The organism is Asticcacaulis excentricus (assembly GCF_003966695.1).
Taxonomy (GTDB): domain Bacteria; phylum Pseudomonadota; class Alphaproteobacteria; order Caulobacterales; family Caulobacteraceae; genus Asticcacaulis; species Asticcacaulis excentricus_A.
Genome location: NZ_AP018827.1, coordinates 358,901 through 379,682, shown reverse-complemented (window position 1 = coordinate 379,682; position 20,782 = coordinate 358,901). Strand labels below are relative to the sequence as shown.

At 61.0% G+C, this 20,782-nt stretch carries 18 protein-coding genes; 6 read left to right on the top strand and 12 right to left on the bottom strand.

Features of this window, described 5'->3' with window-relative positions:
• The first annotated feature begins 31 nt into the window (after positions 1–31).
• From EM6_RS01865 to hisN, 4 genes are all read left to right on the top strand, one after another.
• Positions 32–1,621: an ArnT family glycosyltransferase gene (locus tag EM6_RS01865; protein ID WP_126419838.1), complete on the top strand. Its 1,590-nt coding sequence runs from the start codon at positions 32–34 to the stop codon at positions 1,619–1,621.
• Between the two features lie 64 nt (positions 1,622–1,685).
• Positions 1,686–4,550 carry a M16 family metallopeptidase gene (locus EM6_RS01860; RefSeq protein ID WP_126419836.1) on the top strand — a complete coding sequence of 955 codons (2,865 nt, stop codon included), beginning with the start codon at positions 1,686–1,688 and terminating at the stop codon, positions 4,548–4,550.
• 81 nt (positions 4,551–4,631) lie between these two features.
• The gene (locus EM6_RS01855) at positions 4,632–5,024 is read left to right on the top strand and encodes a helix-turn-helix domain-containing protein (protein ID WP_085930442.1); all 393 of its coding nucleotides are present in this window, start codon (positions 4,632–4,634) and stop codon (positions 5,022–5,024) included.
• 73 nt (positions 5,025–5,097) lie between these two features.
• Positions 5,098–5,925 carry a histidinol-phosphatase gene (gene hisN, locus EM6_RS01850; RefSeq protein ID WP_126419834.1) on the top strand — a complete coding sequence of 276 codons (828 nt, stop codon included), beginning with the start codon at positions 5,098–5,100 and terminating at the stop codon, positions 5,923–5,925.
• On the opposite strand, the gene EM6_RS01845 is transcribed toward hisN, so the two are convergent.
• From EM6_RS01845 to EM6_RS01815, 7 genes are all read right to left on the bottom strand, one after another.
• Positions 5,926–7,269: an alpha/beta hydrolase gene (locus EM6_RS01845; RefSeq protein WP_126419832.1), complete on the bottom strand. Its 1,344-nt coding sequence runs from the start codon at positions 7,267–7,269 to the stop codon at positions 5,926–5,928.
• Positions 7,270–7,292: 23 nt separating this feature from the next.
• Positions 7,293–8,177: a class I SAM-dependent methyltransferase gene (locus tag EM6_RS01840; protein WP_232037068.1), complete on the bottom strand. Its 885-nt coding sequence runs from the start codon at positions 8,175–8,177 to the stop codon at positions 7,293–7,295.
• A gap of 127 nt (positions 8,178–8,304) precedes the next feature.
• Complete coding sequence (gene bfr, locus EM6_RS01835; protein ID WP_126419830.1) at positions 8,305–8,790, bottom strand: bacterioferritin; 486 nt, start codon at positions 8,788–8,790, stop codon at positions 8,305–8,307.
• Positions 8,791–8,837: 47 nt separating this feature from the next.
• The gene (locus EM6_RS01830; protein ID WP_013479094.1) at positions 8,838–9,023 is read right to left on the bottom strand and encodes a (2Fe-2S)-binding protein; all 186 of its coding nucleotides are present in this window, start codon (positions 9,021–9,023) and stop codon (positions 8,838–8,840) included.
• A 118-nt stretch (positions 9,024–9,141) separates the two neighbouring features.
• A complete protein-coding gene (locus tag EM6_RS01825; protein ID WP_126419828.1) occupies positions 9,142–9,378 on the bottom strand; it encodes a hypothetical protein in 237 nt (78 codons plus the stop codon).
• 159 nt (positions 9,379–9,537) lie between these two features.
• Positions 9,538–11,922 carry a glycoside hydrolase family 3 N-terminal domain-containing protein gene (locus EM6_RS01820; RefSeq protein ID WP_126419826.1) on the bottom strand — a complete coding sequence of 795 codons (2,385 nt, stop codon included), beginning with the start codon at positions 11,920–11,922 and terminating at the stop codon, positions 9,538–9,540.
• 398 nt (positions 11,923–12,320) lie between these two features.
• A complete protein-coding gene (locus EM6_RS01815; protein ID WP_126419823.1) occupies positions 12,321–12,968 on the bottom strand; it encodes an OmpW/AlkL family protein in 648 nt (215 codons plus the stop codon).
• Between the two features lie 214 nt (positions 12,969–13,182).
• Here EM6_RS01815 and EM6_RS01810 point away from each other — a divergent pair, with 214 nt between their 5' ends.
• Positions 13,183–13,494: a rhodanese-like domain-containing protein gene (locus EM6_RS01810; RefSeq protein ID WP_126419821.1), complete on the top strand. Its 312-nt coding sequence runs from the start codon at positions 13,183–13,185 to the stop codon at positions 13,492–13,494.
• A gap of 42 nt (positions 13,495–13,536) precedes the next feature.
• On the opposite strand, the gene EM6_RS01805 is transcribed toward EM6_RS01810, so the two are convergent.
• The 4 genes from EM6_RS01805 to uvrC form a co-directional block, all read right to left on the bottom strand.
• A complete protein-coding gene (locus EM6_RS01805) occupies positions 13,537–13,947 on the bottom strand; it encodes an EF-hand domain-containing protein (RefSeq protein WP_126419819.1) in 411 nt (136 codons plus the stop codon).
• A 197-nt stretch (positions 13,948–14,144) separates the two neighbouring features.
• The gene (locus EM6_RS01800; protein WP_126419817.1) at positions 14,145–16,517 is read right to left on the bottom strand and encodes a TonB-dependent receptor; all 2,373 of its coding nucleotides are present in this window, start codon (positions 16,515–16,517) and stop codon (positions 14,145–14,147) included.
• An 88-nt stretch (positions 16,518–16,605) separates the two neighbouring features.
• Positions 16,606–16,779 carry a YezD family protein gene (locus tag EM6_RS01795; protein ID WP_126419815.1) on the bottom strand — a complete coding sequence of 58 codons (174 nt, stop codon included), beginning with the start codon at positions 16,777–16,779 and terminating at the stop codon, positions 16,606–16,608.
• A 312-nt stretch (positions 16,780–17,091) separates the two neighbouring features.
• Entirely contained in the window at positions 17,092–19,008 is a 1,917-nt protein-coding gene (gene uvrC / locus EM6_RS01790; RefSeq protein ID WP_126419813.1) for an excinuclease ABC subunit UvrC, read from the bottom strand.
• Between the two features lie 157 nt (positions 19,009–19,165).
• On the opposite strand from uvrC, the gene EM6_RS01785 reads away from it, so the two are divergent.
• Positions 19,166–20,365 carry an acyltransferase family protein gene (locus EM6_RS01785; protein WP_232037067.1) on the top strand — a complete coding sequence of 400 codons (1,200 nt, stop codon included), beginning with the start codon at positions 19,166–19,168 and terminating at the stop codon, positions 20,363–20,365.
• Here EM6_RS01785 and EM6_RS01780 read toward each other — a convergent pair.
• Entirely contained in the window at positions 20,298–20,771 is a 474-nt protein-coding gene (locus tag EM6_RS01780; protein WP_126419809.1) for an NUDIX domain-containing protein, read from the bottom strand. The two genes, EM6_RS01785 and EM6_RS01780, sit on opposite strands and share 68 nt — an antisense overlap.
• Between the last annotated feature and the right edge of the window lie 11 nt (positions 20,772–20,782).

Here is a 20,782-nt window from a genome sequence, read left to right as displayed (position 1 = left end):
AAGGGCCGGGGCCCCACTCGCGCGTATTGAAATGACCGACACCCTGCTTGCCGATGTCAAAACCCGCTGGACGCAACTCCGCCGCGGCAAATGGGGCGACGACTCGCTGATGCAGGTTCTGGGGCGCGAACCTGTACTGCGCTGGCTTCTGGGGTTTGCCGTCCTCTGTCTGGCCTGCTTCAACTTTGCGCGCGATCTCAATGATCCGCCCAGTGCCTTCTGGGACGAAAGCTACTACGTCACGGCGCTGGAACGCTACGAAGGCCATATTGCCTCCTACGCCTCGCACCCGCCTCTGGGCTTCATGCTGATGAAGGTCGGCCGCGACCTTGTCGGAGACGCCAAAAAGGCCGATAGCCGTTTTCTGGCCGAGGTCAAAAAGACCGACACCCGCAAAATCCCCAAAGGCTACAGCTTTACCGGCGTGCGCCTGATGGGGGGCCTGTTCGGGGCGGCCGGGGCGGTTCTGTTCTATCTGATCTGCCTGACCATAACGCGCGAAGCCTTTTCCGCCGCCATATTCAGCCTGCTCTACGTGTTTGAAAACGCGCTGATTGTGCATTTCCGCGCCGGGCATCTCGATCCGTTCCAGATTACCTTTGCGCTGGGGGGCATACTGGTGTGGTTGCGCGCCTTCTGTGACCCGCAAAAGGACAGTTGGAAGCACGCCGCCCTGTTCGGCGCGCTGATCGGCCTGAGCTTTATGGTCAAGGTCAATACGATCGTGCTGCTGGCGCTTCCGGCCTTTACCGCCCTGCGCGACCTGATGCGCAGCCGCTGGCCGATGGACCGCACGATCGGCCATATCGCCGCCAAGGCCGTGGCCGTTTCCGCCAGCTTTACCGCCATCATGGTGTCGATCTTTGTGCTGCACACCGTGCTCAACCCGGTGGCACCGGATTTCAAAAGCGATGCCGGGCGTAAGGACGCCCCCTTCATCACCGAGCCTTACAAGGCGTGGCTTGAACAGCGCGGCCCCCTGACACCGCAGGTGTTATACGATGCCACCAATGGCTATTTCCGCTTCATGAACAATGACTTCACCGGCATTGTCAAAACGGAAAAGAACGGGTCCAATCCGGCCCTGTGGCCGCTGATGCACAAGAACATCACCTATCGCTGGGACGCCCATAATGGCCGCACCAGCTATGTGCAGATGGCAGGCAACCTGTTCAACTGGACGCTGGGCGGGCTGGCGCTGTTGGGCACGCTGGTGCTTCTGGCCCAGCGCGCCTTCCAGAAAAAGCCATGGCTTGATACGCACGATATGGATATGGCGGCCGCCATTGTCGGCATGTGGGTCGTGTTTATGCTGATCCACATCTGGCTTGGCACGCAGCGGGTCATGTATATCTACCACTATTTTGCGGGCCTGCTGCTCAGCTTCATGCTTTTGCCCCTGCTTTATCAGGTGCTGAAAAGCCGCTTTGCCTGGATCGAAAAGCATAAAGACTACGTGCTGGGGGTTGTCTGTATCGGGGCCGCAGCGGGCTTTATGTGGATCGCCCCGCTGACCTACCATCAACCCTTGACTCGCGCCGCCTGCGAAGCGCGCAATGTCCCTTTCAAAATGGTGCCCTGCCAACCCCGGCTAAAACCGACCCCTTCTCCCTCATCTTAAGCGCGTACCGTCTTCAAAAGGCCCCAAAGCCTGATAAGGTCATCCGCGTATAGAGGAGCGACGGATGACACTGAAGGCTTTGGCATTAAGCGTAATGCTGGCGGTTGGACTGAGCGGCGCGGCGATGGCCGAGCCTCTGAAAGCCGGAGCGCCGGGTGCACAGTTCGCCCATCTCTATTCCGACCTGCCCGTCGATCCGCAGGCGCGCTTTGGCCGCCTGTCCAACGGCATGACCTATGTCCTCTATCCCAACGCCGCTCAGCCGGGCAAGGTGGTGATGCGTCTGCGCATCGGGGCCGGGCCGCTGGACGAAGCCGACGAAGAAAGTGGCATTTCCTACCTCATCACCTTCATGGCCTTTTCCGGCTCGACCCACTATCCCGACGGCGACCTGTTCCGGCAGCTTGAGCGTCAGGGTATCCAGATGGGGGCGGGTCAGCAGACCCTGACCGAGGAAGGCGAAACCAGCTATCAGATCGCCCTGCCGCGCAATGATGGGGCGACGCTGGATACCGGTTTCAATGTGATGTCGGACATGGCCTTCGGTTTGACCTTCCCCGAAACGGCCGATCAGCGCGACCGCGCGCTGGTGGTCACGCAACTTAATAATACCGATCAGCCGGTGCAGCGTCGCTATGACGAGTGGCTGCGCACCGCCTTTGCCGGTCAGCTCCTGCCGGAACGACCACAAAAAGGTCTGCGCGACATCGTACTCTATACGCCTCGTGAACAGGTCCGCCGCTTCTACGACACCTATTACCGCCCTGAGCGCGCCACCCTGATCATTGTGGGCGACATCGACGCCGCCGCGCTGGAAAAGCGTATCGAAAAGACGTTCGGTGCGTGGAAAGCCAGGACTCCGGTCCCCGCGGTGCGCGATGCCGGCGCCTACACACCCAAAGGGCCGCGCGGCACGACCTATTTTGAGCCCGGCCTGCCGGAGATCATTGACATCGCCTGGCTCAAACCCGCCGAAACGCGCTTTCAGAACCGCGAGGCGGTGCGTGATATGATGCGTGAGCATCTGGCGCTGGCGGCGCTCGATAACCGGCTGGAGCGCGTCGCCGCCCGCCCGGACAGTGCCTTTGCCCGCGCAGGTCTCAACCGTCAGTCCTTTCAGCGCACCGGCGAAAGCCTCAGCCTGATGGTCATGCCCAAGCCCGGTGAAACGCAAAAGGCCCTTAACGAGGCCCTGACTTTGGCGCGGCAGGTCGGCGAATACGGCTTCAGCGACGCTGAATTTGCGCGTGCCGCCGCCGATTATGAAGCCGGGCTGCGTCAGCGCGCCGATAGCGCCGCCACGCGCTCGAACGAGTGGATCGCCGACATGATCGCAGGGTCCATAGACGACCGCTACGTGATCAATTCCCCGGCGCAGGACCTGCAATTCTATCTGGACCTCAAGCCCGAACTGTCGCGAGAAGCGGTCAACAGCTACATGAAGGCCCTGATGCAGCGCGATGGTCCGCTGATATCGGTCAGCGGCCCCGCCCCGGTGGCCGGGCTGGATGCCTCAGCCCTCGAAAAGACCTATGCGGCGCTAGAAAAGGCGCCCGTCGCCGCGCCGGCGTCCGAAACGGCCAAGGTCTGGGCCTATGCCGATTTCGGCGCACCGGTCGCGCCGGTCCGCACCGAACAGGACGCGGCGCTGGGCACGACGCGCCTGACCTATGCGAACGGCGTGAAGGTGACGATCAAGCCGTCGAAGCTACAAGCCGGGTCGGTGATGGTCAGCGTGCGCGCTCTGGGCGGGTTGAAACGTTTGTCACCCAAAACACCGGATGCGGCCTTCGCTCTGAACTTCTACGATATTTTTCAGGGTGGCCTGAAAAACATGTCGGCCAGCGAGATCGAAGAATCACTGGCGGGCATGAATTTCGACCTCGCCTATCGCCTGACCGAAGACGCGGCCGTTCTGATGGGGCAAAGCACGCCGCACGATTTTGCGCGCGAAATGCAGTTGCTGCGCGCCTTCTATTCCGATGCCGCCTTCGATCCGGCCTATCTGGAGCGTCTGCGCCATTCCATGCCCGCCTACTATACCTTCGCCTCGACGAACCCGTCCGGGGTCATGGCCATGCACCTGCCGCGTTTGGTCTATGATGGCGATGCCCGCCTGACGCCGCTGTCTCAGGCCGACATGCTGAGCCTCAGCAATGACCGTATCGCCGCGCTGATCCGCAATTCGCTGCGCGACACGCCGCTGGAAATCGTCATCGTCGGCGACATCACGCCGGAACAGGCGCGCCCGGCACTGGATGCCACCTTTGGTGTCCTGCCGCCCCTGCCCGCCCGCTACACCCCAGCCCCCGATGGCGGCGAGACGGCCCGCTTCCCGACCGCAAGCCTCTACAAGACCCTCTATCATCAGGGCAGCCCTGAACAGGCACTGATGATGATCGCCTTCCCCACCACTGACCGCTACAGCGACCCGAAGACCGGTCTGGGTCTCGACCTGCTGGCTGAGGTCCTGAGCCTGCGCCATTATGAGGCCGGGCGCGCCGAAACCGGCACCACCTATGTGCCACTGGCGCGGCATGTACCCTCCACAGGATTTAAAGGCTTCGGCTATCTGTCGGCCACGGTGCAACTCTATCCGGGGGCTGAAAGCAGCTTCTATACCGGCTTCCTCAGCCTGATCGACGGGTTGAAAAGCGCGCCGGTGACCGACGATGAACTGCTGCGCGGGCGTCAGTCGCTGCTGCGCCGCATGGCCGAAGAGGATCGCAATAACGGCTACTGGCTGGCGGCCCTGTCCGGCATCGACACCAATGCCGGTCAGCGCGACTATGTGCTGAAACGCCAGGCGCTGCTGAACAACCTCACCCCCGCCGACCTTCAGGACCTCGCCAAACGCTATCTCGATCCCGCAAAGGCCTTGAAGACGGTGGTGTTACCTGTGCCGAAAGGCGACTCAAAAGCCTCGTAACGCGCCCATAACGCTGGCACGCCATTTGAACCCTCACAGGCGAACCGTCCCGGAACGGCACGCTTACAGATAGAACGAGGGATAACTCACATGGCTAACGATATCGACCTGCACCTGGGCAAGCGACTGCGCCGCCGCCGCCGCCTGCTGGGCCTGACCCAGCAGCAACTGGCCCTGGCCGTCGGCATCCGCTTCCAGCAAATCCAGAAGTATGAGTGCGGGGCCAACCGCATCTCCGCCGCCCGCCTGTTCCAGCTCGCCAAGGCGCTGGAAACCCCGGTCACCTATTTCTACGACGGCCTCGAAGACAACACGACCGAAGTGGCCGCCGTGCAGAACGAAGGCATCGAGGTGTTTTCGCGCAAGGAAACGCTGGACCTCATTCAGGCCTATTACCGCCTGTCGGAGCGTCCGCGCCGCCGTCTGCTCGATCTGGCCAAGTCGCTGAACACCGAAACCGAAACCGCGGCCTGATCCGTCTTCCGTCTTGAGTTCCGCCCGGCGGACGCCTACACATGCGACCGATTGAATCTGCGCAAGGTGGTCTATGGCGTCCTCAGCCGAACTCGAAACTCTGGAAGCCTTTATCCTTCGTCTGGCGGAGGCAGCGGCGGGCGTAGCCCTGCCGCTGTTCCGTTCCGTCGAACTGGGTGAGGTGAGCAAGCCCGGCCATTCAAGCGGCTTTGACCCGGTCACCGAAGCCGACAAGGGGGCCGAACGCGCCATCCGCGCCCTGATCGAGGCCGAATATCCCGATCACGGCATTATTGGCGAAGAATACGGCACGGTGCGCGCCGAAGCCGACTATGTGTGGGTGCTGGACCCCATCGACGGCACGCGCGCCTTTATCTCCGGTCTGCCGCTGTGGACCACCCTGATCGGTCTGCGCCACAAGGGTCGCCCGATTATGGGCGTCATCGCCCAGCCTTTCCTTAAGGAAATCTTCCTCGGTTCGCCCCTCGGTTCGCGCCTGATCACCCCCTCGGGATCGACGCCGCTGCGGGTGCGCGACTGCGCGTCACTGAGTCAGGCCGTGCTGGCCACCACCGACCCACACCTGTATTCGAACGCCGAAGACCCCGCCTTTACCGCTCTGCGTAAGGCGGCCAAGCTGATGCGCTATGGCTGCGACGCCTATGCCTTTGCCATGGTGGCGCAGGGCACGATGGACGGTGCGCTGGAAACCGGGCTCAAGGCCTGGGACATCGACGCCATCATTCCGGTGATCGAAAACGCCGGGGGCGTGGTGACCGACTGGGCGGGTGCGCCCGTTGGTCCTTATGGTGGTCAGGTCATGGCCGCCGGTTCACGCGCCGTGCTTGAAGCCGCCGTCGGCCTCCTGTCCCCCGCCGCAAAGGCCGCCGAGGCGCACTGATTACGGTTTGGCGCTAACGTCGGCTGACGTTCCTTCGGCGGTTTCTGCTGGGGTCTCTTCCCAGTCCGCGACCTCGACCTCATCCCGTTTCGCGCGCAGGCCTTCCGGCACCGACAGACGTTCCGGCGGCGGTTGCGGCGCATAGACGGGGATGTCGTTCAATTCATAAGAAAAGAAGATCGGCTGCCCCGTTGCCGGACGCACTTCCGTCTCCGCTGGCTCCGCGACAACCACCGTCTCCACCGCCTCAGCAGGGACGTGCGAATCGAACACCTCGGTAGCGGCGGGCACGACGGGTTCGCTGACCTCGATCTCGGCTACCGTCACCTGCGCCAGGGATGACTCGACCGGCGCGCTCGGCAGGGCCTCCGCCGGCAGGTTGAAGCTGATCTGCTCGTCGAACTCGGCCCAGAAGACACGGCGATATTCGTCCATCTCCATCAGGATTTCATGATCGGCACCGGCGATTTCGACGCAGCGCCCCTTGGCCAGTTTCTTGACGAAGGCCTTGGTCGGCTGCTTCATCATCAGGCTATCGTCGCTGGAGATCACCACCGACACCGGCGTGCGCACCTTTTTCAGCACCTTGCCCTTGTCCTTGAGCAGGGTGTCCCCGATGCGCAGCGCAAACAAAAGCCAGCCCCAGGTCGGCGTCCCCACCGCCAGATGCGGGCAGGCAAACAGTTGCTCGCGCCACAGATTATAGCGCGCCGCATCGTGGGTCAGGGCGTCGTCTTCGAAGGTGTGCTCAAACGGATCGTCAAACAGTTCCGGCACGTACTCGCTGGCCTGACCGTGTTTGACCTTCCAGTCGGTCTGGAACATCACCGACCACAGGGAATGCTTGCCCGTCTTGATGCGCAGCATCGGATTGATGAAGACGGCGGCGCTGAAACGCTCCTCACCGCGCGTCAGGGTCGCCAGATTGAGCGCTGCCCCCATCGAATGGCCCAGCATCACCCACGGCTTGGGCGCCCGGTCCTCAAAGCCGTCGAGCAGGCGTTGATAATCATCAAGAAACTCGTCTTCGGAACGCGCGTGCCCCTTCAGACGATCCGGCAGCAAACGCGCCGACAGGCCCTGCCCGCGCCAGTCGTGTACGACAACGCAGAAACGGCGTTCCAGCAGATCGGCGACGACCTCGTAATATTTCTCGATCGGTTCGGCCCGACCGGGGCTGACGAAGACGGTGCCGCGCGCCGGTCCCTTCGGATGCCAGAAGCCCAGTCGCAGACGCAGCCCCCCCGCTCCGCGAAACCATTCACCCACGCCCCCTTCGGGCGGCCGGTATTCCGGTATCGCCATCAGCGGGGCCGCGGTGGACAGGGAAGCGATGCGTGTCACGGGTGCAGTCTCAAACAGGGTTATCAGGCAGGCTTGCGGAATTTCAACGTCATCCGGTCGCTTTCGCCGATGGATTCATACAGTGTACCATCAAAATCCGGATTTGGCGGCTCTCCTCTGGGGGCCGTCAAACGATAGGGCGGCAGGGTCCACACACCGAACGGATGCGCCTTATTATCCTTGGGGTTGGCGTTGATTTCCGACGCCTCAAGGAACTCAAAACCGGCCTCAGCCGCCAGTTGCTTGACGAAGGGTTCCTGCACATAGCCATTGGTCGCTGCCGGGTCCTGCGCATTGCCGACATCGGCGCGATGCTGCTCAATGCCCAGCAGACCGCCGGGTTTGAGCGCCGCAAAGGCATCGGCGAAGGCCTTTTCGGCCAGGCCTGCCGCCATCCAGTCGTGCAGCACCAGCAGGAACAGAACCGAATCGACGCTTTCCGCATCGGCCAGCGCCCCGGTCTGCGGCCCGAAGGCCGAAAAGCCCAGTTCGCCATAGAGCTTGGGATCGGCGGTAAAGCGGCGGCGATATTCGGCGGTCAGGGTGGCCGCTTCGGGGGCCGTCGCCTCGTTCTCGATCAGGGCGGCGACATAGCGTCCTTTGCCGCGCGCCAGCCACGGTGCCAGAATGTCGGTCATATAGCCAGCACCGGGCCACATATCGATGACCGTATCGCGCGGTTTGATCTCGAAAAATTCCAGCGTTTCAATGGGGTGGCGGAACTTGTCCCGTTGACGGTCGATGTCGTTGCGCCACTTGCCCCCCACGGCCCACGGCAGAGTGCCCTCCTGCGCCGCGCCATTGGTCGCTGCGGACTCGCTCTTGCGGCCACAGGCGGTAAGCCCCGTGACGGCCAGAGCCGACGCACCCAACCCCAGACGCATCATACCGCGCCGGTCGAAACTCATTTTGGAATGGTCACGCGCCAATAGGCTACCCGGATGAACTCGTTTCAGTCTGAGAAAACCTAAAGCGGTTTCCCCGCCCTGTGAAGCCTCTTGCAGGACAAAAGCCCAACAAGAGACAAAGGGCTGATCAGGCTTCGCCTTCGATTTCCTTCATGGCGCTTTGCAGGTAGTTGGGTTCACCCATCAGACGGATCAGACCAATCTGCGTTTCCAGCCAGTCGATATGGTGTTCGGTATCCGCCAAAATCTGACGCAGCAGATCACGGCTGACGTAGTCCTGTACGTCTTCGCACTGCTTGATCCCGGCAACCAGCACGCCGTGACCGCGCGTTTCCACCGACAGATCCGCGGTCAGACACTCGGTGATGGTTTCACCGATCTTCAGCTTGTGCAGGTCCTGAAGATTGGGCAGCCCCTCCAGAAAGAAGATGCGCTTGATCAGCAGATCAGCGTGCTTCATCTCCTCGATGGATTCCTGGTAGACGATGCGGCCCAGATGCGTCAGGCCCCAGTTTTCCAGCATACGCGAATGGAGAAAGTACTGGTTGATGGCCGTCAGCTCATTGGTGAGGACGGTGTTGAGAAGCTTGATAATCGCCGGGTTGCCCTGCATGGCCGCACTCCTGAGGTTGACGGTGGCGGCAGGACCGAAAGCGCCGTCTATTCAGCCGCCAGTCGCACGGTGGCGCTGACGTCTTCGATCATCTGCCGGATGTCGCAGACGCATTTGGCGCATTGCGGGCGGGTCTGGCAATGGTTGAAGACGGCTTTTACCGTGGTTGCCCCCGATAAAATGGCCTTTTGCGCGTCTCTTTCGCGGATAGCGTTACAATTGCAAACGTACACGAGGGAACCTGTGAGTCCGGCATACCGAGCCAAATCTGAGAATGCGTCTCAGATAGCATCACTCACATTCAATTGCAAGTCACTCGCAATGCGGGGCCCGCGAATGCTTCTCAAAAACTTAGGCCTGTTCCTTAAAGGTCACGGTGACACCGCGCTTCTTGAAATAGGACTGCATCAGCTTGCGACCCGCGCGGTTGTTCTGCGCCAGTCGCGACGGCTCCACGACCGCCTCTTTTTGACCCTCAGCCGCCAGAGCGGCCTTCAGCGCCGCAATATGCGTGTCCAGTTGCGCATTGTCGTCGATCAGCGAGGTGTAGACGTTTTCGAGCGCTTCAGCGACGGTCAGGGTGGTCAAGAGGAAACTCCATTATTCGCCGCTCGTCTGCTTAAAAGCAGTCAGAGCGACCTTCATCCGAAAGCCGCTCTAGCAGAAGGCCCCGGCCCTATCAAGCCGCAGGTCAAAACAGGAAAATGGCGGATACCGCAACCGGGCGGCATCCGCCAGACCCGACCGTCACGCCACGGTCAGGGTAGTCGTTTTCAGGTCACGGCTGTTGGGCCCGACCATGATGGTGAAGGTACCGGCTTCGACCACGCGCTTCATATCGGTGTCGAAGAAGGCGAGATCGGCCGGGGTGATCTCCAGCGTTACCGTCGTCTTCGCGCCCGGTTCCAGGGTCACGCGCTTGAAGCCCTTAAGCTCCTTGATCGGGCGCGTGACCGACGAATAGTCGTCGCGGATATAGAGTTGCACCACTTCGTCGCCCTTCAGCTTGCCCGTATTGGTCACATCGACCGAAACGGTCAGGCTTTCGCTGGCGGCAATGGTAGCCTTCGACAGGCGCGGGGCCGAGATGTCGAAGGTGGTGTAGCTGAGGCCGAAACCGAACGGATAGAGAGGCGTGACGTCACCATCCAGATAGCCGCGACGTGCCGTCGGCTTGTGGTTATAGAAGACCGGCAACTGACCGACGCTACGCGCGAAGGTGATGGGCAGCTTGCCGCCCGGATTGGCGCGCCCGAACAGCAGGTCGGCGGCCGCGTGGCCCGTCTCCTGCCCCAGATACCAGCCTTCGATAATGGCGTCGGCCTTATCCTGAAGCAGGTTGATCGACAGCGGACGGCCATTGAGCAGGAAGACCACGGTCGGTTTTTTCAGCGCAAAAATGGCGGCCGCCAGATCGTTCTGCTGTCCGATCAGGTCCAGCGATTCGCGGTCACCGAGGTGGTTATCGGCCCAGGCTTCGCGCGAGGTCTGCTCATTGTCGCCCAGCACCATGACGATGGTGTCGGCAGATTTGGCTGCCTCAACCGCCTCGGCGATTAGCTTCGCATTGACCGCCTTATCGACGAACTTCACCTCATCCGCCGCCCAGTCGCGCTTTTCGGTCAGACGGATGGCCTCACGATATTCCAGCGTGAAGCCCTGCGCCCTGGCTTCTTTCTCCAGCCCTTCGTGGATGGAGACGACGTGACGCGGGACTTCCGAATAGCCGCCGATGGGCGTGTCCTTGGCGTGCGTGCCGAGCAGCAACAGCTTGCCGACCTTTTTGCCGTCAAGCGGCAGTACGCCGTTGTTCTTCAGTAGCACCGCCGAACGCACAGCGGCTTCGCGGGCCAGAGCGATGGCATCGGGCGTCGCCGTCAGCTTGTCGGCCTGCTTGGCATCGACATAGGGGTTTTCGAACAGGCCACCGAGGAATTTCAGCTCCAGAATACGGTGGACGATGGCGTCGATCTCGGCTTCCGAGACGCGACCGGATTGCACCAGCTTGATCAGGTTCGGATAGGCTTCGCCGTCCGGCGTCTCGATATCCACCCCGGCCTTGACGGCGCGATAGGCGGCCTCGGTCATGTCCGGCACCAGATGGTGACGGCTGATCATTTCCTTGATGGCGAAATAGTCGGACACCAGCACGCCCTTGAAGCCCCACTCACCGCGCAATACGGTGTCGAGCAGCCACTTGTTGGCGTGCGACGGCACGCCATCGATTTCGTTATAAGACGGCATGACCGCCGCGATGGGGGTTTCCTTGACGATCTTTTCAAACGGCGGGAAGAAGACTTCGCGCAGGGTGCGCTCGGAAATCGGCGCCGGGCCGACATTGGTGCCGTTTTCCGGCTGACCGTGGCCGGTCATGTGCTTGAGCGTGGCAAACACCTTGTCCTTGGCCAGCTTGCGGTCCGTACCGGAGAAGCCCAGCACCGCCGCCTTACCCATCACACCCATCAGGTGCGTGTCTTCGCCATAGGTTTCTTCAACACGCCCCCAGCGCGGTTCGCGGCAGACATCGACCACCGGTGCCAGCGCCAGATTGGCTCCGCGCGCGCGCATTTCCTTAGCGCAGACGGAGAACACCTTCTCAACCAGTTGCGGATCGAAGCTCGACGCCAGACCAATGGCCTGCGGGAAGGAGGTGGAGTCACGCGCCACATAGCCGTGCAGGCTTTCCTCGTGCATGAACATCGGGATGCCGAGACGGGTCTTTTCCACGGCCCACTTCTGAGCGGCATTGACATAGGTGGCGGTTTCCAGCGGATTGCGGTTGATGACGCCGACATCGGCACCGGCATTGGTTTGTTTCACCTCAACACCGCGGCGGTCGCTTGGGCGCGCAATCATGCCCAGGCCGTTGGGGAAGGCTTCGCTGGCCTTTTTGGGGTCGAAGTCGCCCTTTTCGGTCTGGATCTTACCCTTCTGCAGCCAGATGCACATCATCTGGGCGACCTTTTCCTCCAGCGTCATGCGCTTGAGCAGGTCCGTGGTGCGGGCTTCGACCGGGGCCGAGGCGTCCTTATACAGCGGCTTGTCCGTCGCGGCGTGCGAAGCGGCCGAAACCGCCAGAGCGGTAGCGCTCACACCGGCAGCAAAATGGCGTCGGTTCAGTTGCAAGGTCATGACTTGTCTCCCTGTGGTCGTCACGGGACGCATCCCGTTTCACATTTCTGATTGACCGTTTTGTGTGACCGCACACGTTCCACACCACGGCTATATTTATTGCGTCGCACAAGGATTCCGCCCCGCCGGCCGCTCTTTATTGACGACTTGCATAACCGATATACCGGGGCTTGGAAAGGGGGTAATGATAGCGCTACCAGATAGTTTGCGCGCGGTATCGATTGCAGCCGGCGCCTCCGACGCGGCCCATAAAAAAACGACGCCATTCACAGGGAACGACGTCGCCTCTTAAATTACGCATACGAAAAATAACGGCGGACAGCACAACCCGCAAGGCTGTCCGCCGCTACCTGAGCACGGGGTGCGCTCCGAGGAGACCGAGCCCCGCGTCCCAGATTCTAAAAACGGTAGGCCAGACCGACCGAGGCGACGACCGGGTCGAGATCGACCTTGGACTTCAGCGCGCCGTCATTGATCTTGGCATCGGTGTTGAACCATACCTTTTTCACGTCGGCGTTCAGCGACCAGTTGCCTTTCAGGGCGATATCGACACCACCCTGAAGCGCATAGCCCAGACCATCATCCAGCTTCACCTTGAAGCCGTTATAGTCCTTGCTGTTGTAGAAGATCATGGCGTTGACGCCCGCACCCACATAGGGGCTGACGCGGCCCTTGGGGTTGAAGTGATACTGAGCCGCAATGACCGGCGGCAGGACGTGCGTCGTATGCACCTTCACATCGGTCGTGCCGCCCACGGCGCGCACTTCGTGCTTGGACGTGCCCAGAATAGCCTCAACGGCGATATGGTCAGTGAAGAAATAGGTGAAGCCGAGGCTGGGGATGGTGTCGTCCTTAACCTTGACATCCAGACCGCTATCGACGCCGGCGGCTGTCTTGATGTCGCCCTTTTCGTCCGGGGCGACGCTGGTGATGCGGGTGGCGACGATGAACTGCCCCTTGGCCTTGGGCTTGAACTCCTGCGCCGAAGCGCCGTTGGCAAGGCCCATAACCAGCAGGCTGGCACCGATCAGATAAGCGATTTTCATGGCGAATACTCCTCTTCGTGCGTTTCGCTTCGAAGGTGGGTTTAGCCGCCCGCCGCGCGTCTGTGACCTGCGCATTCCGCCGCGCGTCAGCCTGCCTCAGGGACCAGACGCCGCGCGACAAATAACCACATTTTTTTTATGGATATTTGGCGATTGCGACGATCGTGCCGGGATTGTATGACCTTCACACCCGCAACGCATTAAAGGCACACGCATGTCCGTTCGCAATCTTACGCCCGCCGAAGTTCAGGCCGCCCTCGACAGCGGTGCGATCCACCTGATCGATGTACGCGAAGTGTATGAGTATGAGCGCGTGCGCGTGCCCGGCAGTCTCAACCTGCCGCTGTCCACCTTTCATCCGGCCGAACTGCCCCAGGACGGCAAGGAGATCATCTTCATGTGCGCCGGGGGTGTGCGGTCGCTGCGCGCCATCGAAGCCGCGCAGGCGTTCGGTCTCACTGCCGACGCGCATCTGGCCCCCGGCATCAATGGCTGGATCGCCGCGGGCCTTCCGGTTGTGGCATAAAGCAAGGCCTTTTCCGATTTTGTCGGAAAAGGCCCCTTAAAATTACAGATCAGCGCCGGTAATAAACCCGTCGGCGTTTTTGTCGCGCTTCTTGAACCCCGCCAGATTATAGGCGGTGAGTTCCTCAAGTGTCACCTTGCCGTCCGCATTGGCATCTGCTGACAAGACATCAGCGATACGCTTGATCGTCTTGGGGTCGTCGGCCGGCGCTATGGCCACGTAAAATTTTTCGATCTCATCCTTGCTCAGGGCCTTGTCGCCATTGGCGTCGATGCGTTTGAACAGGGACGGCTTGTCACGCACCCATTCTTCGGGGCTCAGCTTGCCATCGCCATCCTTGTCCATCTTGGCCAGATGGTCAGGCAAGGCCTGAGCCGATACGGTCGTGCCCATCACCATGGTCGTCAACAGCGCAGAGCACGCAAACACGATAAAATGCGGACGTTTGATCATATGTTTTCCCCGTCTGAATTATGCGCTGCATTCCTCGCCAGCGGCGGGGCAGCCGCGCGAATGTGATCGAATTTTTGATCAATGTCTATTTATTTCGATCAATTTTGCGCGGTTAACGGGCCTCTGTGTCAATGACGCTGCATCCAGCGAACCGGATCGCGTGACCCGCAAAGGTGGCGCGATCCGGACCCCAAGATTTAAAACGCTTTACGCACGGTGACGCCGAAGCTGCGCGGGTCGCCGGGCTGGCCGTAGATGGCACCGGAGTTCCCGGCCTGAAGGCTGAGGAACTGAAGATACTCTTCGTTGAAAGCGTTTTTGGCCCACAGGAAGACCTCTGTGCCGCCGCTGGCGCGGTAGCCGACGCGGAAGTTGGCGATGGTCGAGGCTTCGACGACCGTATATTTCGACACCGACGGATCGGAGTTCCAGTCCGAGCGGTAGGAGACGTCACCGCTGAAATAGGCGTCGCCGCTCAGCTTGCCGATGGTCGCCGGATGGTTATATTCCCAACCGATCGAGCCCGCCCACTTCGACACACCGGGCAGATCCTTACCGCTGAGGTCGGCCACCGAGGAACTGGAGGTCTGAAGCTCCAGAGGGGCCGGACCGTTCTTGAACGAGGCGTACTTGCCGTCGGTATAGCTCACCGAGCCATAGATCAGCAGGTTATCCGTCGCACGGAACTTGCCATCCAGTTCGACGCCGCGGACCTCGACCTTTTCGATATTGGCGAGATAAGGACGAATGGCCCCCAGATTACCGTCCACCACGGTCGCCTGATAGTCTTTGACGTTCGTGCTGTAGATCGCGACATTGACCGTGCCGCGCTTGTCCCAGAACTGCGTCTTCAGGCCCGCTTCGATGGTCTCCACCTCTTCCGGCTTGACGACGATGGAGGCGGTGAAGGGCTGGAAGTTGGCATCGACCGGCACACCGGCAGCATTGATACCGCCCGACTTATAGCCCTTCGACAGGTTGACATAGCCCAGCACGGTGGGCGTCAGGTCATAGGCGAAGTTGATCTGACCCGACGGGCTGTCGTCCTGATAATCGGCCGTATAGGCATAGGTCGGGGCGATATTGTTCTTGGCCGTGATCTGGGACGCGACCGTCGTCGCCAGCCCGCCGGTAACGATCTGGCGGAAGCTGCCGTCCTTTTCCTCATAGGTGTAGCGCAGGCCCGGCGTGATGCGGAAACGATCCGTCACATTCCAGGTCAGTTGCCCAAACAGGGCATAGGAGCGCACCTTGGTCACCACGTGGGTTCTGGAGGTCAGGCCATCGATCAGGTTGGAGGGCACATTGGTACCGATCAGCCAGAAGGCGCCGTCCTTGCCCCACTGTTCCACGCCATTGGTTTCGACGCGCTGATTGAAGCCATAGGCCCCGACCACCCAGTTGACCTTGCGTTCGCCGTTCGAAGCCAGTCGGAATTCCTGAGAGATTTGCTGCTGTTCGGAAGGATTGTTCGACTTGGTACGGATCGACAGAGAGGTGTAGTCGCGGTCGTTCTGCGGCGTCCAGTCCCAGTCGCGATAGGCTGTGATCGAGGTCAGGGTGACATCGCCCAGGTCCCAGTTGACCGTACCCGACAGGCCATTGATCACCTGCTTGGCTTCCAGCGGCGAATTGACATCGACCAGACGGTCATAGGGGTTGGTCGAGGGCGGTGCATAGTTGAGCGCCGCAGCCAGGGCCGGGAACTGACGATTGGCGGCCCGCAGCGACGCCCCATAGCGCACGAAGGTCTGGGTATTGGCCTCCGGGTCCTGATAGGCGAAGTCGTAGGACAGACGCACATTGAGCTTATCCGATGGCTTCCACAGCAGTTGGGCGCGCAGGACCTGACTGTTCAGATCGTTCTGCTTGACGTTCAGATAGGTGTTCTTGAACAGGCCATCGCGCCTGGTGCCGCCAAAGGCGACGCGCACCGCCACCGTGTCGCTGAGCGGGCCCGACAGGCTGATCTTGGTTTGCAGGAAGCCATAGTCACCGACGCTGGCCTCGATGCGGCCTTCCGGCGTGAAGATCGGGGCGCGGGTGGTGATGTTGAGCGCACCGGCCGTCGTGTTCTTGCCAAACAGGGTGCCTTGCGGGCCACGGAGGATTTCGACGCGCTCAATGTCGATCAGATCAACAACGGCCGAGCCGGGGCGGGCATAAAAGACTTCATCGACATAGATGCCGACACCCTGTTCAAGCCCGTCATTGGTCAGGCCGATACCCGACCCCAGACCGCGAATGGTCGTGGCCGTATTGCGCGGGTTGGACGAGATGAATTGCAGGCTGGGCTGCACCTTTTGCAGGGTCTCGACATTGTATATGCCGGCGGATTCCAGTTGTTCACCAGAGATAGCCGAGACGGCGATCGGCACCTTTTGCAGGTTTTCGCTCTTACGGCGGGCGGTGACATAGACGTCAGTGATGGCGTTATCGCCAGAGGCCGCGTCATCGGCGGCAGGCGCATCAGCGGCAAACACAGGAGCGGCAAGGGCGAGCGAAGAGACACCAGCCAGAAGGGCGAGCGAAATCTTCCCCGCCCGCAAAGCGGAGCGAGAATGGGACATGGAGGATACCTTCGTGTGTGAGAGGCGTCGCTTCCGGTCGGTCCGGTCAGGGCGCGTGTGTTTTTTTGTGTGCGCAAATGCGCTAAAACTAATCGCGGCGGGTCTCGAAACGGACCTTTTCGCTCTTTTCGATCTGAACGATACGCGAGTCATGGATGACCACTTCAACCGATCCATACCGGATCTGGCTGATGGCGTTCAGGATGTGCTGCTCCGCCTCGGACAGGGCGCGCGGCGCGGTCAGGTGATGCAGAGGGCTCATGGTGTATTCCTCAGCGGCGTTAATTACTATCAAATAAGTCGTCTATAAGCCCGTTTCCGTCAAATGAATTCTGGCAGAGTTTAGAAATCATCCTGTGTGTCGGCCCACCAACCCGGAGGCTTCGGAAGCGATCACCTCAGAAAGGGCCAAATTAAAGCATTGATATTAAATTCCTATTGTTAAATTTCACAAAATCGCCACGGTAAGTACACGCCCCTACGCCCGCTAAAAGCACGAAACGCAGGAGCGCCGTAATGCCGCCCTACTTTAGCCATTCTAATTCAAAATCAAAATGGTTCAGTTTTAATTAGATCACGCGCCGTGGAAAAAATCGTAGATACGCTGGGCTAGGGCCTCGTTGATGCCCTCCACCTTGCGCAGGTCTTCGATACGCGCCTTGCCCACCTCACGGCCCGACCCGAAGGCGGCCAGCAGGGCGCGCTTTTTGCGGGGACCGATGCCTTCGATCTCATCCAGCGGGTTTTTGGTAATCGCCGCGTCGCGCTTCTGGCGGTTGGCTCCGATGGCATAGCGGTGCGCTTCGTCGCGCAGGCGCTGAAGATAGTAGAGGACCGGCGATTTGGGCTCCATCATGAAGGGGGCACGTCCCGGCATGAAGAAGCGCTCCATACCCGCGTCGCGGTCCGGCCCCTTGGCCACGCCGACAATGCGGATGTCTTCCATGCCAAGTTCGCGCATCACGTCCAGAACGGCCTCCAGTTGCCCCTGCCCGCCATCGACCAGCACCAGATCGGGACGGCCAAAGCCCTCCTCTTCCGTCGCATCTTCCGCACGGTTCTTCAGACGTAAAAACCGTCGGCGGAACACTTCGCGCATCATGGCGTAGTCGTCACCGGCGGTCACCTTATCAAGGTCGCGAATGGTAAATTTGCGATACTGCCCCTTCATAAAGCCTTCGGGGCCAGCCACCACCATGCCCCCCACCGCGTGCGTGCCACCGAGGTGAGAGTTGTCATAGACCTCGATGCGGTTGGGCGGGACGGGCAGCTCAAACACCTCCGCCACGCCTTTCAGCAGGCGCGTCTGCGCCGACTGTTCGGCCATGCGCCGGCCCAGCGCCGCCTTGGCGTTGTTGAGGGCATGGGCCACGGCGTCGGCCTTTTCGCCCCGGCGCGGGCAATGGATATCGACCTTACGACCGGCGCGCAGCGACAGGGCTTCCATCATCAGGTCCGGTTCACTCAGGGGGTGCGAGACAAGGATGAGCTTCGGCACCGGGCGGTCCTGATAGAACTGCCCCAGAAAGGCATCGAGGATTTCGCCCTCAGCGTTGTCCGTCTCTTCACCGCTGTCGGGCACGCGCGGGAAGTAGGCGCGGTCGCCCCAGTTCTGCCCCGCCCGGAAGAAGATGGTCTGCACGCAGGCCGCTCCGCCTTCGCTGACCACGGCAAACACGTCCGCCTCGGCCTCACCGATGCCGATGGAAGACGTCATGGACACGTGGTTGAGCGCTCGCACGCGGTCACGCAGATGCGCCGCCTTCTCGAAGTCCATATCGTCGGAGGCCTTCATCATGCGTTTGGTCAGGTCGTCGATGACGACGCGCGAACGCCCCTTCAAAAAGGCCTCGGCCTGTCCCACCAATGCGCCGTAATCCTCAAGGCTGATCTCACCAGTGCAGGGTGCCGAACAGCGACGAATCTGATGCAACATGCACGGCCGCGTGCGCGAGGCATAGACGCTGTCGGTGCAGGTACGCAGCAGGAAGGCGCGTTGCAGCGTATCGAGGGTACGGTTCACCGCCTGGGTCGAGGCGAAGGGACCGAAATATTCGCCCTGAATGGCGTGGGCTCCACGGTGCTTGGTGATCTGAGCTGCCGCGTGATCCTTGCGCACCAGAATCTCCGCAAAGGACTTATCGTCGCGCAGCAGCACATTGTAGCGCGGCTTCAGCGCCTTGATCAGGCGCGCCTCCAGCAGCAGGGCCTCGCCCTCGGTCTGGGTGCGCACAATGACCATGGATCGCGTCAGATAGACCATGCGCGCGATACGCTGGGCATGGACGCGCCCCTGCGCGTACTGAAGGATGCGCTTTTTCAACGACTTGGCCTTGCCCACATAGAGCACCTCGTCGTTTTCGCCGATCATGCGATAGACGCCGGGCTTGTCTTCCGCCAGCCGCGCTTCACGCAGGATCAGAGCCGCCCCCGTCAGGGGCGCATCGGTCGGGAGGGTTTCGGATAAGGCGTCGGTCGGCAGGTCGGACATGCTCCCGATATAGGCGAAGGGCCGGAACGGGGCAAGAACATCCGCACCTACCTTCCCCGCTTAAATGACACAATTGCAAAGGTGCGCCACAGGAATTGACTTGCCTTCGTCGGGGCATGGCGTCATGGAGGGACACCGCACACAAAATCGTGATCGCATGACCGCCACACCCGCCGCCCGATCGTCCGAAATCCGCGCCCTCACGGGCTTGCGCGGCGTCGCGGCCCTGTTCGTTGTGCTTTATCACGCCACCGGCTATTTTCGCTTTCCCGATCCGTGGCAGCACTATGTGCGGCATGGCTATATTTCGGTCGATCTGTTCTTCGTCCTGTCCGGCTTCGTCATGGCCATGACCTATGGCAAGCTGTTCGACACAGGTTTTCAGTGGCCGAACTTCCGCAAGTTCATCCTGATGCGCGTGGCGCGCGTCTGGCCGCTGTTTGCCCTGATGACGCTGATCACCGCCGCCCTGATCCCGACCGTTCTGGGCACACGCTACTATGCCGAAGACGTCTGGCACGGCCTTCTCCCCAATCTGACCATGACTCAGGCCTGGGGGCTGGCCAATTCCATTGTCCGCCCGTCGTGGTCGATTTCGACCGAATGGGCGGCCTATCTGGTTTTTCCGCTGCTGGTGATTGCAGCCTTAAAAGGTTCGTGGCAACGCGCACTTCTGTGGACCGGGCTGGCCGCTGGTCTGCTGGCCTTTGTCGCCTATGGCCCTCTGTGGTTCGGGCAGACGATTCGCCGCTCAGGCCCGCTGGACATCGCCGCCTCCTACGCCAGCGGCACCCTGCTGCGCTGCCTGTTGAGCTTCTTCATCGGTATGGTGGCCTATCGTTTCCGCGCTTTAGTGCCGGCACGCGCGGCGGTTCTGTTTCTGGTGGCGTCGCTCCTGCTGATCGCGTGGCGGCCGTCGGACCTCATTCTGGTCGGTCTGTTTACCGGCCTGATCATGGCCCTGTCCGACGACGAAGGCCCGGTGGCCAGAATGTTGTCGTGGCGACCGGTCTATCTGATCGGCGTGTGGTCCTATGCCATCTATCTGATCCACGATGTTGTGCTGTTTGGCACCTTCCGCACCCTGCCAAAATTTGACCTGAGCCTGCCGGGGGAGCGCGTCCACTGGCTGATGGCAGCGATTGCCATCACGGTCGTGCTGTCCGCACTGGCCCATTACGGCTTTGAGAAGCCTTCACGCGACGGGCTGCGCCGCCTGATCAGCCGCTGGACGGCCCGCAAACCGGAGCTGCACGCCGTCGCCGGTGACCTGCCGGCTGAACCTTCTCCTACCACAGCGGGTCCGGCGGCAGACCTTGCAGAGCTTCCTGTATCCGCCGCAAAGAGCCGCCGTTGATATTGTCCGGCAGGGCATCAATATCGAAGAAATCGACATTCTTGATTTCCCCTTGCGAGGTCAGCTCGCCGCGCTCGAAGCGGTCAATGCGATAGAGCAGCACGTGATCGCCGGGGAAGAAGCGTTCATTGGAATGGATCGACAGAAGGCGCGGTGTTTCCCGAGCAATAATCCCCGCCTCTTCGCGCAGTTCGCGCACCACGGCGTCGCCCGCCGCCTCAAAGGCATCGACGCCGCCACCGGGCAGCCACCAACCTTCGAGATAGGTGTGCTCGATCAGCAGAACGCGACGCTCATCCTCGACCACAAGGCCGCGCACACCCAGAGTCTTGCCCCGCGTCATGCGCGAATGAGCAAAGAACAACGGCCGGGTGTACGGCTCGACGAGGCGCTTCCAGTCTTCCATGTTCATAAAAA